The 406-nt window shown below is 59.6% G+C and carries 1 protein-coding gene; it reads right to left on the reverse strand.

Features of this window, described 5'->3' with window-relative positions; all coding sequences use genetic code 11:
- Positions 1–406, reverse strand: a 406-nt coding sequence (locus D7W81_RS41700) for a glycerate kinase (protein WP_147445867.1), incomplete at both ends; no start/stop codon positions are given.

A 406-nucleotide genomic window follows, 5' to 3' on the forward strand; every position in this document is an offset into this window, starting at 1 on the left:
CCCCTGCTCCAGCTCTTCGACCATTTCCGGCGTTGCCCCTTTTTGCGGGCCGAACACCGCCGCCGCGCCGCGTGCCCCTACCAGCGGATTATTAACATCACATGCGACTTCAATATGGCAGTTCGCCAGACGCGGATCGCATTCATCCATCTCAATACTTGCCACGCGTGCTAAATTGCCGCCGTTAGCCGCCAGCACCTGACCGTAGGCATCAAGGAAACGCACACCGAGCGCCTGCGCCATGCCCATACCGCCGTCAACCGTCGCGCTACCACCAATGCCGAGAATAATATGGCGAATGCCGTTATCCAGCGCATGGCGAATTAACTCCCCCGTACCAAAACTGGAGGCCAGCAACGGATTACGCTTTTCAGGCGCGACCAGCATCAGGCCGCTTGCCGCAGCC

The sequence above is a fragment of the Corallococcus aberystwythensis genome (assembly GCF_003612165.1).
Classification (GTDB): Bacteria; Myxococcota; Myxococcia; order Myxococcales; family Myxococcaceae; genus Corallococcus; species Corallococcus aberystwythensis.